Source organism: Rugamonas fusca (assembly GCF_014042365.1).
GTDB classification, from domain to species: Bacteria; Pseudomonadota; Gammaproteobacteria; order Burkholderiales; family Burkholderiaceae_D; genus Rugamonas; species Rugamonas fusca.
In genome coordinates this window covers 16,064-29,862 of record NZ_JACEZS010000040.1, presented here as the reverse complement: position 1 = coordinate 29,862, position 13,799 = coordinate 16,064, and the positions used below count along the sequence as shown (strand labels likewise).

The 13,799-nt window shown below is 64.4% G+C and carries 6 protein-coding genes and 1 pseudogene; 4 read left to right on the top strand and 3 right to left on the bottom strand.

Translation table 11 applies throughout. The features are described 5' to 3' along the window. Positions 1–136: pseudogene (locus tag H3H36_RS27280) on the top strand (IS1595 family transposase); the annotation flags it as partial. A 91-nt stretch (positions 137–227) separates the two neighbouring features. Here the strand turns inward: H3H36_RS27280 and gap are convergent. Both gap and tkt read right to left on the bottom strand, forming a co-directional pair. Then, positions 228–1,238 carry a type I glyceraldehyde-3-phosphate dehydrogenase gene (gene gap, locus H3H36_RS25720; protein WP_182220880.1) on the bottom strand — a complete coding sequence of 337 codons (1,011 nt, stop codon included), beginning with the start codon at positions 1,236–1,238 and terminating at the stop codon, positions 228–230. A gap of 61 nt (positions 1,239–1,299) precedes the next feature. Further along, the gene (tkt, locus tag H3H36_RS25715) at positions 1,300–3,297 is read right to left on the bottom strand and encodes a transketolase (RefSeq protein ID WP_182220879.1); all 1,998 of its coding nucleotides are present in this window, start codon (positions 3,295–3,297) and stop codon (positions 1,300–1,302) included. Between the two features lie 377 nt (positions 3,298–3,674). Between tkt and H3H36_RS25710 the strand changes: the two genes are divergently transcribed. The 3 genes from H3H36_RS25710 to H3H36_RS25700 all read left to right on the top strand — a co-directional run bounded on the left by H3H36_RS25710 (position 3,675) and on the right by H3H36_RS25700 (position 10,613). Beyond that, the gene (locus H3H36_RS25710) at positions 3,675–6,491 is read left to right on the top strand and encodes a TonB-dependent receptor domain-containing protein (RefSeq protein WP_229220108.1); all 2,817 of its coding nucleotides are present in this window, start codon (positions 3,675–3,677) and stop codon (positions 6,489–6,491) included. Between the two features lie 228 nt (positions 6,492–6,719). Further along, a complete protein-coding gene (locus H3H36_RS25705; protein ID WP_182220877.1) occupies positions 6,720–7,445 on the top strand; it encodes a 16S rRNA (uracil(1498)-N(3))-methyltransferase in 726 nt (241 codons plus the stop codon). Between the two features lie 360 nt (positions 7,446–7,805). Then, the gene (locus H3H36_RS25700) at positions 7,806–10,613 is read left to right on the top strand and encodes a TonB-dependent receptor (protein ID WP_229220107.1); all 2,808 of its coding nucleotides are present in this window, start codon (positions 7,806–7,808) and stop codon (positions 10,611–10,613) included. Between the two features lie 143 nt (positions 10,614–10,756). On the opposite strand, the gene H3H36_RS25695 is transcribed toward H3H36_RS25700, so the two are convergent. Continuing rightward, positions 10,757–13,576, bottom strand: coding sequence for a TonB-dependent receptor (locus tag H3H36_RS25695; protein ID WP_182220876.1), 2,820 nt, complete (start codon positions 13,574–13,576; stop codon positions 10,757–10,759). Between the last annotated feature and the right edge of the window lie 223 nt (positions 13,577–13,799).

The following is a 13,799-nucleotide window of genomic DNA, read 5'->3' as shown; positions in this document are numbered from 1 at the left end:
ATTTCATGGCGTGGCGAGCCATTATCTTCCCAACTATTTGGGCTGGCATTGGGCTGTTGATCGGAACCGTGTCGCCAGCCCAGAAGATTTTCTCAGCTCTGCCGTGGGGCGCTTCCCACACTTAACGAGGACATAGCCAAAAAAAAACGCTACCCGGCGCAAGCCGCGTAGCGTTTTTTTGTGGCGGTAAGCTGGCCACCGAAGCGGCCAGGTCCACCGTTAGTGCATTACTTGGCCGTCATCAGCGCGACGGTGGTGTCGAGCATGCGGTTCGAGAAGCCCCACTCGTTATCGTACCACGACGAGACCTTGACCAGGCGGCCCGACACCTTGGTCAGGGTCGAGTCGAAGTTGGACGAGGCCGGGTTGTGGTTGAAGTCGATCGACACCAGCGGTTCGGTCTGGTAGGTCAGCACGCCTTTCAGCGGGCCTTCGGCGGCGGCCTTCATCAGCGCGTTCACTTCGTCCACGGTGGTGTCGCGCTTGGCGATGAACGACAGGTCGACCAGCGATACGTTGATGGTCGGCACGCGGATGGCGAAGCCGTCCAGCTTGCCGTTCAGCTCAGGCAGCACCAGGCCCACGGCGGCGGCGGCGCCGGTCTTGGTGGGGATCATGCTCATGGTGGCCGAACGGGCGCGGCGCAGGTCTTCGTGCATCACGTCCGACAGCACCTGGTCGTTGGTGTAGGCGTGCACGGTCGTCATCAGGCCGGTTTCCACGCCGATCGCGTCGTTCAAAGGCTTGACCAGCGGGGCCAGGCAGTTGGTGGTGCACGAGGCGTTCGAGATCACGGTGTCGGTGGACTTCAGCACGTGCTGGTTCACGCCGAACACGACGGTCGCGTCCACGTCCTTGCCGCCCGGGGCCGAGATGATGACTTTCTTGGCGCCGCCTTTCAGGTGAGCCGAGGCTTTTTCCTTGCTGGTGAAGAAGCCGGTGCACTCGAGCACCACGTCCACGCCCAGCTCGCCCCATGGGATGTCGGCCGGGTTGCGCTGCGCGAACACGCGGATCTTATCGCCATTCACGATCATGTTGTCGCCGTCCACTTCCACGGTGCCGGGGAACTTGCCGTGGGCCGTGTCATAGCGGGTCAGGTGGGCGTTGGACTTGGCGTCGCCCAGGTCGTTGATGGCCACGATCTGGATGTCCTGCTTTTTGCCGCCTTCGTAGAAAGCGCGCAGCACATTGCGGCCGATGCGGCCATAACCGTTGATTGCAACTTTGATCGTCATACTTTACTCCTGATTATGAAAAAAAAGGGTTCCAGCGACTTGCCACTGGCTGCTTGACTCCTCAGGCAGCCAGTACCGATTGAACTTTTGCCACCACGTTGTCGACCGTGAAGCCGAAGTGCTTGAACAGCACGCCGGCCGGGGCCGATTCGCCGAAGGTGTCGATGCCGACCACGGCGCCTTCCAGGCCCACGTACTTGTACCAGAAGTCGGTCACGCCCGCTTCCACGGCCACGCGTGGCAGACCCTTGCCCAGCACGGCGGCCTTGTAGGCGGCGTCCTGGCGGTCGAACACGTCGGTCGACGGCATCGACACCACGCGCGCGGCCGTGCCCTGTGCGGCCAGCGCGTCGGCGGCGGCCACGGCCAGTTCCACTTCCGAGCCGGTGGCGATCAGCACCACCTTGGCGTCGGCGGCGTCGCGCAGCACGTAGCCGCCGCGGCGGATGTCGGCGATCTGCTGGGCGCTGCGTTCCTGGTACGGCAGGTTCTGGCGCGAGAAGATCAGCGTCGATGGGCCATGCTGGCGCTTGACGGCCTCGCCCCAGGCCACGGCCGATTCCACCGTGTCGCAGGGACGCCAGTTGTCCAGGTTGGGGATCAAACGCATCGACGAGATGTGCTCGACCGACTGGTGAGTCGGGCCGTCTTCGCCCAGGCCGATCGAATCGTGGGTGAACACGAAGATCGAACGCTGCTTCATCAGCGCGGCCATGCGCAGCGCGTTGCGGCTGTAGTCCGAGAAGGTCAGGAAGGTGGCGCCGAACGGGATGAAGCCGCCATGCAGGGCGACGCCGTTCATGATGGCGCTCATGCCGAATTCACGCACGCCGTAGTTGATGTGGTTGCCCGGCTGGCCCGAACGCAGGGCCACGCATTCCTTCCAGTTGGTCAGGTTGGAGCCGGTCAGGTCGGCCGAGCCGCCCAGGAATTCGGGCAGCGACGGGGCCAGCGCCTGGATGGCGTTCTGGCTGGCCTTGCGGGTGGCGATGTTTTCCTTCTTTTCCACGCAGGAGGCGATGGCGGCGGCCAGCGCGCCTTCGAACGCGGCCGGCAGTTCGCCGGCCATGCGGCGGCTCAGTTCGGCCGCTTCGGCCGGGAATTGCTTGGCGTAGGCGGCGAACAGCTCATTCCACGCGCCTTCGCGGGCGGCGCCGGCCGCCTTCGCGTCCCAGGCCGCATACACGTCGGCCGGCACCTCGAACGGGGCGGCGTCCCAGCCGATGTACTCGCGCACGGCCGCCACTTCCTTCTCGCCCAGCGCGGCGCCGTGCACCTTGTCGCCGCCTTGCAGGTTGGGCGAACCCTTGCCGATCACGGTCTTGCAGCAGATCAGGGTTGGCTTGTCGGCTTGCTTGGCGGCGGCGATGGCGGCGCTCACGGCGGCCACGTCATGGCCGTCCACGGCGCGGATCACGTTCCAGCCGTAGGCTTCGAAACGCTTGGGCGTGTCGTCGGTGAACCAGCCTTCGACCTTGCCGTCGATCGAGATGCCGTTGTCGTCGTACAGGGCGATCAGCTTTTTCAGGCCCAGGGTGCCGGCCAGCGCGCACACTTCGTGCGAGATGCCTTCCATCAGGCAGCCATCGCCGACGAAGGCGTAGGTATAGTGGTCGACGATGTCGAAGCCGGGCTTGTTGAACTGGCTGGCCAGCAGGTATTCGGACAGGGCCATGCCGACGGCGTTGGCGATGCCCTGGCCCAGCGGGCCGGTGGTCGTTTCCACGCCCGGCGTGACATCCACTTCCGGGTGGCCCGGGGTCTTGGAGTGCATCTGGCGGAAGGCCTTGATGTCATCCATGCTCACCGCGTAGCCGGCCAGGTGCAGCAGCGCGTAGTGCAGCATCGAGCCGTGGCCATTCGACAACAGGAAGCGGTCGCGGTTGACCCACTTCGGGTTGGCCGGGTTATGGCTGTAGTGGCCGCTCCACAGGGCCACGGCGATCTCGGCCATGCCCATCGGCATGCCTGGGTGGCCGGAATTGGCCTTCTGGACGGCGTCCATTGCCAGCGCGCGGATCGCGTTAGCCATTTTGGTGGTGGGGAGCGTAGAGGTCATCGTCTGTCTATCACGAAAAGTAGGGAAACTGGTTGCGGTGCGGCCTCGCGCGCCACCCTGGCGGCGGCCGGCCACTGGCTGAACCCATTATTTTACCAGACCCGATCTATTCAACAGAAAAATGGCAGCCCCGCTTGCGCCGGCACGGTGTGCGGCCAGCCGCGCCGGGCCACCCCGCGCGTTGCGAAATTATTACACTTGGCAAAATAATATACCAGAGCATTATTGACAAAAAGATATATAGGGTGTCTGATGCTAATTGCGAAATATTCAATATTGTTTAAATATTTCGCTGCTTATTTCGCCGCTTATGCCGCGGCATCTTCCCTTATTCAGCTGTATCCCAGAGGAGTTGAGCAATGATGATGGAAAAAGTTATGTCGCGTTCGCTACGCCTGATGTTTTCCGGCGGCGCCATGGTCGCCGGCCTCGGCGTGCTGGCGCAGCCCGTCATGGCGCAGGAGGCGCCCATCCAGCGCGTGGAGATCACCGGTTCGTCGATCAAGCGCATCGCCCGCGAAGGCGCGCTGCCGGTGCAGACCCTGACCAGCACCGACATCGCCAAGACCGGCGCCAAGAGCGTGGAAGACCTGATCCAGGCGCTGCCGGCCATGCAAGGTTTCGTGGCCGCCTCCGAATCCGTCAATGGCAGTGGCGGCGGCGTGCAGACCGCTTCCATCCACAACATCGGCACCGGGTACACGCTGGTGCTGCTGAACGGCCGGCGCATGGCGTCCTACAACTCCGGCAGCGGCGTGAACCTGGCCAGCATCCCGCTGGCGGCCGTGGAGCGCGTGGAAATCCTGACCGATGGCGCCTCGGCCCTGTATGGCTCGGACGCCATCGCCGGCGTGGTCAACTTCATCCTGAAAAAGAACCAGCAGGACTTCAACATCGAAGGCACCTACAGCGCGCCGGAAAAATCGGGCGGCAAGAGCGGCAAGTTCGCCCTGTCCAAGGGCTTCGGCGACCTGGACAGCGATGGCTACAACGTGCTGCTGTCGTATGCGCATGACGAGCAAAAGGAACTGAACGCGGCCGACCGCGATTTCGCCAAGACCGGCCTTGTGCGCTTCTCCGAAGGCGGCAAGCAATATTCCATGTACCAGCTGGCCGTCAACACGACGCCGGCCTCGGTCACGCTGAACTTCAAGGACCCGAACCGCGACCCGCTGACGTTCTCGCCCAACTACCTGCGCGACGGCAAATGCGCACCGCAGACAGCCTATATCGGCACCGCGTCGGACAAGTCGTGCTGGTTCGATTATTCCGGCACCGTGCAGCTGATTCCCAAGTCGCAGCGCGACAGTTTCTTCGCCTCGGGCAACTTCAAGCTCAACAACGACACCAGGCTGTTCGTCGAGGCCGTCGACTCGACATTCAAGCAAACGGCGCGCTTCGCGCCACCGGCCCAGACGCTGAGCCTGTCGCTGACCGATCCGAAATTCGCCGCCAATGTCACGCCTTACCTGGGCCAGCTGGGCGTCAATCCGGCCGACATCAAGAAAGCGCAGATGAACTTGCGCCTGGTCGATGCGGGCGGCCGCGCCGAATCGTACGACACGGAGGCGCGCCACCTGGCCTTGGGCGTCGAAGGCAGCTACAAGGATTACGACTACAGCGCCTCGTACACCCATTCGGAAAACAAGCAGACCAATAACTACGATGGCGGCTTCCTGAGCCGCAACAAGTACAAGACCCTGACCTTCGATCCGTTCGGCTTCGCCGGCAGCTCGGCCGCCGTGCTGGCGCCGGCCGTCCTGCACGAGCTGGACAACGAGATCAAGACCAAGCTCGACGTGCTGAGCGTGCGCGGCTCGGGCGCCGTGTTCAACGTGCCCGGCGGCGCCGCCCAACTGGGCCTGGGCGCGGACTACACCAAGCAAAGCTATGCCAACACGCCTAGCGCGATCACCCAGGGCCCCAACCCGCAACAGCCAGACTGGACCGATACCGTGCTCGGCAGCGCACCGGGCGCGCTGCCGGTCGACGCCAGCCGCAAGAACTGGGGTTCGTTCGCTGAACTGGCGGTGCCGGTACAGAAGAACCTGGAACTGAATGGCGCCCTGCGTTACGACAGCTACGACGCGGCCAGGAACAACAAGGTGTACGACCTCGACAGCAAGCTGATCGGTTCAGCCACGCAAGGCAACAAGGCGTCGAAGACGACCTACAAACTGTCGCTGCGCTACAACCCGGTCGACACGGTCCTGCTGCGCGCGTCCTACGGCACCGGCTTCAAGGTGGCCGAGCTGGAGCAGATCACCAAGCCCGTTTCCGACTTCGGCGTGACCTCGGGCAAATACGCCTGCCCAGTCAAGGCACCGGACCCGCGCGCCAACGACTGCATGGGCAACACCCAGTACGCGCTGACCTCGGGCGGCAATGCGCTGAGCGGCGCCAATGGCTTGCGTCCGGAACAGTCGAAACAGTACACGGTGGGCTTCCGCGTCGAACCGAGCAACAACCTGTCGTTCGGCATGGACCTGTGGAACGTCAAGCTGACCGACCAGATCGACCAGTTGCCGGAAACCTTCCCGTTCGCCAACCCCGCCACCTACAACAGCCTGTTCTCGACGGTGTACGACGCGGGCCAGGGCCAGAACAAGCTGGTCACGCTGCTGCCCTACTTCAACCTGGCCGGCTCGCACTACCAGGGCATCGACTGGGATAGCACGTTCAAGAGCAAGACGGGCCTGGGCAACCTGACCGTCACCTGGACCGGCACCTATATGCTGAAATCGGAAAAAGACGTTCCGGGCAACCCCACCGAGAGCAGCCTGGGCCGATTCGACGCCTACAACAACGCCACCGCCCGCGTGATCACCCGCCTGGCCGCCACCCTGCAATCGGGCATCTACACCCACACGCTGGCCATGAACTACCGTTCCGGCTACCACGACCAGGTGGTCACGGCCGACGACGCCGTGGTGAAATCGGTCAACCCCGACGGCACGCTGGGCGACTTCGTCGACATGAAGCGGGACGTCAGTTCCTACCAGACCTTCGACTGGCAGACCCGCGCGCAGCTCAACAAGATGTTCGCCGTCACGGCCGGCATCAAGAACCTGCTCGACACCAAGCCGGCGTTCTCCGACCGCACGGCCGGCGGCGGCAACCAGGTGGGTTACGATGGCCGTTACAACAGCCCGCTGGGCCGCGAGTTCTATGTGACCGCGTCGGCCCGGTTCTAAGCTGAACCGGACGTCCGGGCCGCCAGCGGCCCGGCGCCCCCCAGGCCCGCCGCACCGCCGGCGGGCTTTTCATTTGTGCCTTGCCGGCCGCCATGGCCGGCTGCCTCCCTTGCACACCGCCCCCGCCGGTTCCAACGGCCGAAACCGCTTCCCATCCGGCCCGCGCGCCATTACCATCCTGCCAGCGGCATTGCGCCGCCATTGTCTCCATCCACCCAGGAAGCCCCCATGCCCCGCTTTTACTGCCCCCAGCCCCTGTCCCTCGGCCTCGACCTCAGCCTGCCCGACACGGTGGCGCACCACGTCCAGGTGCTGCGGCTGGCGCCGGGCGAGCTGATCACGCTGTTCAACGGCGACGGCGGCGAATACAGCGCCATGCTGACGCACATCGAGCGGCGCGGCGCGACGGCCACCGTCAAGGCCCATGTGGCGCGCGACGTGGAACTGCCCTACGCCATCACGCTGGCCCAGGCCCTGCCCGAAGGCAGCAAGATGGACTGGATCGTGGAAAAGGCGGTGGAACTGGGCGCGGCCGCCATCGTGCCGCTGGCCGCGCAGCGCTGCGTGGTACGGCTGGCGCCCGAACGGGCCGAGAAAAAACTGGCGCACTGGCAAGGCATCATCGTGGCCGCGTCCGAGCAAAGCGGGCGCAACCGGCTGGCCCAGCTGGGCGCCCTGCAGGACTACCGCCACTGGATCACCCAGCAGGACCTGCACCGGCGCGTCATCCTCAGCCCGCGCGCCGAGCAATCGCTGGCCGGCTGGGCGCGCCACCAGTCGCCGCAGGCGCTCACCTTCGTGATCGGCCCTGAAGGCGGCTTGAGCGAGGCCGAGGAACAGGCCGCGCTGGCCCATGGCGCGCTGGCGCTGGGCATGGGACCGCGCATCCTGCGCACCGAGACGGCCGGCCTGACGGCGCTGGCCACCCTGAACGCCATCTGGGGCGGCATCTAGTGGACTGTAACGGATGGGCCGGCTGTGGCGGAAATGGCACAGCCGCGCGTTTTTTTGCGCCGTTCGCCGGCCCCTCGCACTGGTACTTTCAAAAAACACGTTAAGCACAGGTAAGCGAAACTTAAGTCAAACTTAAGCTCGACTTACGCAAAAATACCGCCACGCGCGCCGCCGCCGCGCCCGATTATTGCAATACGATACATAATCTTCCTTCATTGACATCAATTTTGACAAATGATTTGATGGGCCGCTCGAAAAGCGCACGACGCTTTTCGCGCCACCGCAACGCGTCCGCTGCGTTCCCGCCCAAAGGCGGGCGGGCCGCGCGTCGCTTTACAAATCACTTGAGAGGTTGTGTTTATGATGATGGAAACAGTGTTAGCACGCTCGGTCCGCCTGATCTGTTCTGGCGGCGCAGCGGCAATCGGCCTGGGCCTGCTGGCTCAACCAGCCATGGCGCAGGAAACCGGCACCAGCATCCAGCGCGTTGAGATCACCGGTTCGAGCATCAAGCGCGCGTCCGCCGAGACCGCTTCCCCAGTCCAGATCATCGGCCGCGACGACCTGATCAAGTCGGGCAAGGCCACCGTGGCCGAGTACCTGCAAACCCTGACGGCCGACGGCGCCGGCTCGCTGCCCACCGGCTTTGGCAACGGCTTCGCGGCCGGTTCCACCGCCATCTCGCTGCGCGGCCTGGGCGCCACCTCGACCCTGGTACTGCTCAACGGCCGCCGCATGGCGCCGTTCGCACGCGCCGACGACGGCCAGAAGAGCTTCACCGACCTGTCCACGGTGCCGATGCAGATCGTCGAGCGCATCGAGATCCTCAAGGATGGCGCCTCGTCCACCTACGGCGCCGACGCCATCGCCGGCGTGGTCAACATCATCCTGCGCAAGGACTTCCAGGGCTTGACCGTGCGCGGCGAGACGGGCACCTCGCGCTACAGCGACGCCAAGCAGAACAAGGCTTCCCTCACCTGGGGCCAGGGCAGCCTGGACGAGGACAAGTACAACGTCGTCGTCAACGCCGAATACTTCCAGTCCGACCGCCTGGCCAACCGCGACCGCGCCGACCGCGCCTGGATCGGCAAGGGCGACCTGCGCCCCTACGGCTTCCCGATCGGCACCCAGTTCGCCTCCGGCTACATCAGCGGCGTGAACTCGGCCGCGGCCAGCCCGGCCGGCTCGATCCGCAACCCGGCCACCCTGGCCTACCAGTCGCTGCCGGGCTGCGCGAGCCTGTCGGCCTCCACCCCGCAGGATCCGAAAGGCGGCTGCCTGTGGCACCAGGACCAGTTCCGCGACATGCAGCCGGACATCGAAGGCGTGAACCTGTACACGCGCGGCACCTGGCAGCTGAACGACGAGACCCAGGTCTACGCCGAGGCCGGCTACTCCAAGCGCGACACGGCCTTCACGCTGACGCCGCCATCGATCACCCCGACCGTGGCCTTCCCGCCCAACGCCGGCAACCCGAACGGCGTGCTCAACTTCGGCTCCGGCGCCGGCACCACCATCGTGCTGGCCCCCAGCCATCCGCAGAACCCGTTCGGCGCCGCCGCGCGCGTGCGCTACGCCGCCTTCGACGTGGGCCCGAGCACGCGCAGCGCCAACAACGAATTCAACCGCTTCGTGGTCGGCGTCAAGGGCACGGCCGGCGGCTGGGATTACGACGCCGGCTTCGCCCATTCCGAATCCAAGCTGCACCTGGACTACAGCAACATGCTGAACATGGCCGTGGTCAAGGCCGCGCTGGGCGATCCGACCAGCAAGTACTTCCCGTACTACCTGGGCGCCGAAGCGTACAAGAACCCGGCCTCGCTGTACGCGGCCATGGTAACCAACGCCAGCTCCGACTCGACCACCAAACTCAACATCGTGGACGTGAAAGCCTCGCGTGAACTGTTCGCCCTGCCGGGCGGCAACCTGGCGCTGGCCGTCGGTGGCGAACACCGCCAGGACAAGCTGAGCAATCCATCGCTGTCGGGCTCCGAGAACGGCACCATCAACTCCAGCTACGTGGCCGCCTTCGGCGAGAGCAAGGTCTCGGCCGTGTACGCCGAACTGCTGGCGCCCATCGTCAAGACGGTGGAGCTGTCGGCCGCCCTGCGTTACGACCACTACGACCACTTCACCTCGACCACCCCGAAAGCGGGCGTGAAATGGACCCCGCTCAAGACCTTCGCGCTGCGCGGCACCTACACGGAAGGCTTCCGTGCGCCAGGCGCGGCCGAGAACAGCGCCCAGTCGCAATCGACCGGCACCTCGACCGTGCGCGATCCGGTGCGCTGCCCGAACGGCACCCCGCTGCCGGGCGCCACCTCGACCGACTGCGCCGCCTCCGTGGCCGCCGTCAAGATCGGCGACCCCAACCTGCGTCCGGAAAAGTCGAAAGGCTACACGCTGGGCATGGTGTGGGATCCCCTTAACGACCTGAGCCTGTCGCTGGACGGCTGGAAGATCAAGCGCTCCGACGAGATCAACCCGCTGCCGTACAACGAGGCGGCCGCGTTGCCGAGCGCGATCCGCGCCGACAACAACCTGACCATCAACGGCGTGGTGGTGCCCAACACGGGCACGCTGCTGATCACCAAGGCCCCGTACCGCAATTCCAGCTTCACGGAAGTCAAGGGGATCGACCTGGACGTGAAACAGCGCCTGCGCCTGGGCGCCTACGGCCGCGGCAACATCGGCCTGACCTGGACCCACGTGGCGTCGTGGGTGCGCGCCGAGTCGGCCACCACCCGCTACCAGTTCGCCGGCACCCATGGCAACTGCGACACCTCCAACTGCGCCGGCACGCCGAAAGACAAGATCAGCGTCAACGCCAGCTGGGATCCGAGCGCGGCCTGGAACTTCGCCGCCATCGCCAACTACCGTTCGGACATGAAGAACGTGCTGTTCGCGGGCGACCTGTGCGCCTCGCACCTGGCCAGCGGGGCCGATGCGCCGGGCAACTGCCGCATCGCCTCGTTCACCACGGTCGACATGTCGGCGCGCTGGAACTACAGCAAGCAGCTGCAGCTGTTCGCCTCGGTCAACAACGTGTTCGACAAGATCGCGCCGCTCGACCCGCTCACCTACGGCGGCATGAGCTACAACCCGATGGACGCCTCCGGCGCCATCGGCCGCTACGTCAAGGTCGGCGCCAGCTACAAGTTCTTCTGAGCTGAACTGAACTGACGTTGCCTTAGCGGGCCTGGGGGCGGTGAGCGATCACCGCCCCTTTTTTCGTCCTGCCGCCGCCGCAAAAAAAAACGCCGCCAGGCGTGAGCGTGGCGGCGTTGTCGCGGTTCAGGACCGGAAGGTCATCAGAACTTGTAGTTGGCCTTGACGGTGAAGAAACGGCCGCGGGCATTATGCAGCGACGTATTGTAGCCAGCCGTCGCATAGCTCGGGTCATACGGCGCCTTCGAGTCGAACAGGTTGGCCACGTTGAAGCTCAACACCGTGTTCTTGATGCCCGAATAGGCGTAGGCCAGGTCCACCGTGGTCCAGCTGTGCACTTCGCAGTCCGGGTAGAACTTGGTGTACTGCGGGTTCAACGACGGACGGCCATACTGGCAGTATGGCTGGTCGTATGGGCCGACCGTGCCGTCTTCCTGGGTGCTGTAGCGCGCCATCATCGAAATCGACGATACGTAGTTCACGTTGGCCGTCAGATTGTGCGCGTTGTAGCTCCAGGTGCTCGACAGCGTGGCGCGGATGCGCGGCACTTCGCCCACGCTGGTGGTGTCGTTGCTGATGGCGCCGTTGGTGCCCACCAGGTCGAACATCGGATCACCCAGCAAGGCCGCCTTCTTGTAGTCGAACACATAGGTGTAGTTCAGGCGCGACGACAGCTTGCCCAGATCGCCCAGCGAGTTGCGCACGTCCAGTTCCAGGTCCACGCCGCTGGTGCGGGTGCCGCCGGCGTTGACGTACGGGGTGGCGATCGAGATCAGCGGCCCCGTGTTCGGGATCGGCTTGCCGTTCGCGTCCACCAGCCAGGTGCCAGGGTTCTGGTCACGCTTGACCAGGTCGGCGTACTTCGGATTGTCCACCACGGCCGTGTTCGACAGCAGGTCCACTTCCTTGTCCTTGCGGATGCTGTAGTAGTCGACCAGGATGTCGATGCTGCTCGATGGCGAGAAGATCAGGCCAGCCGTGAAGCTGCGCGCGGTTTCCGGTTCCAGGTCCTTGTTGGCGGCCGCGATGCCGGACAGGCTCTTGACGCAGTCGGTCGAATCCGAACCGGGCTTGTTGCAGCGCAGCTTGTCCTCGAAGTTGTTGACGAAGTACTGGGTGCCGCCGTTGACCATCTGGGTCAGCGATGGTGCGCGGAAGCCTTCCGAGTAGGTGCTGCGCAGCGCGAAGGTCGGCGTCACGTCCCATTTCGCGCCCACTTTCGGCGTGAAGTGCGACTTGAAGCCATCGTACTTGTCGTAGCGGCCGGCGAAGTCCATCTCGAAGGTCTTGAAGAACGGCGTGCGCAGTTCGACGAAGGCCGAACGCACGTTGCGCTTGGCGTCCGAGTAGGTATTGACCAGGCCGATGATCTTGCCGTCCACGGTCAGCGGATCGGGCACCAGGTTCATCTTTTCCTGCTTCAGTTCCGTACCCACGGCCAGGCCCAGCGCGCCGCCGGGCAGCTGGCCGAACTCGGTGCTACCCTTCAGGTCCCACTGGGTCAGGCTGGACTTGCCGTCCAGGGTGACGTTGCGCGTCACGCCCGGGGTGCTGGCGATGGTGGCCAGCGGCACGTTCTGGGTCATCAGGGTCTGCACGATAGGCAGGTACAGGAAGCCGTTCGACAGCTGGTGGCGCTTGGAGTCGTTGTACAGCAGCGCGCTATCCCAATCCCAGCCGAAGTTGCTGCCCTGCAGGCCAGCCAGCAGGCGGGTGGACTTGTTCTCGTTGGAGCTGCCGCCAGGGGCGTTGACGAAGCGGTAGGCCACGGCCACCGGCACCGGATTGGCCGTGCCGCGGGTCGGGTTGTCCGGATGGTTCACGCCCAGCACGGGACGGAACGGGGTACCGGCGCCCTCTTTCGGGAACACGGTGGTGATGCTGCGGCCGGTCATCGTGCGCGACACGCCATCGTAGAACAGTTCGGACTGGCTGTAGGCCGCTTCCGTGAACGCCTTCAGGTCGCCGCCCAGCTTGAATTCGGCGCGTGCCAGCACGTTGTTGCTGCGGTTCTTGCCCTCCGCATCCTCGTACTGCCAGCCATCGTAGTTGCAGAACTTGTTGCCGATCAGCGGGTCATTGGACTTCATCGGCACCAGGGCCGTGGAGCCGGTGCGCACGTCGGCCGGGTTGCAGCCCAGGTCGGCGCTGACATACTGGTTGAAGCTGCCGCTGCCCAGTTTCTTTTCCTTGTAGAACACGGGGTAGCCGCTGATGCCGCTGTAGAAGCTGCTCAGGCGGCCGTCCATGATGCGGCTCTGTTCCACCTGCGACGACTTGGCGTCCTTCAGCAGGGTGCGGTCACGCTGCGATACGTCGAACGCGACGAAGGCGTTGTAGTGGTTCTCTTCCAGGTCGCCGAAGCCGACCACGCCGTTCAGGCCCGAGCGGCCGAACGCGTTATCCTCGTTGCGGCTGGCCTGCAGGGTCAGCTCGCCGCCTTTGTAATTGCTCTTGGTGATGAAGTTGATCACGCCGCCGATCGCGTCCGAACCGTACACGGCCGATGCGCCATCCTTCAGGATTTCGACCCGCTCCAGCGCCGACAGCGGGATGGAGTTCAGGTCGTACTGGGTCGACTGGCCCGCGTTCGGGTCGGCGTAGGCGGCCGGCGACATGCGGCGGCCGTTGATCAGGATCAGGGTAGAGGCCGAACCGAGGCCGCGCAGAGAAGCCGTGGCCAGGCCCTTGGAGAAGCCGCCGTCGCGCGCATCGACCTGGTTGTTCGAACCGAGGGCCGGCACCTTGGCGATCAGGTCGGCCACCGACACGGCGCCCGTATGCTCGATGTCCTTCTTGGTCAGCACCTGCACCACGGACGGATTCTCCGTCGCGGTACGCTTCAGGTTGGAACCAGTGATGACGACGCGCTCGACGTTCGCCTCGTCGGCGGCGAAAGCCCCCTGGCTCCAGCCCACGCAGCCAAGCAACGCGATGGCCTGGACAATGATTTTCTTCTGCATTCAAAGACTCCCTCAACGTGGTGATCAGCGGTTCGCGGCCGCCAGCACCAATAAAAAAAACCGCCGCAGCGGTCCTGTCCGTTTATTGGCAGAAATGAACATTGTTCCTGCCAACAAGGTTTTGATTGTAGCAACATTAAGATACATTAAGATACATAGCCCTGACAGCAATGAGGATTTTTTGGAAATTTCGCTAAAAATACAACACGCCCATCGATAAATT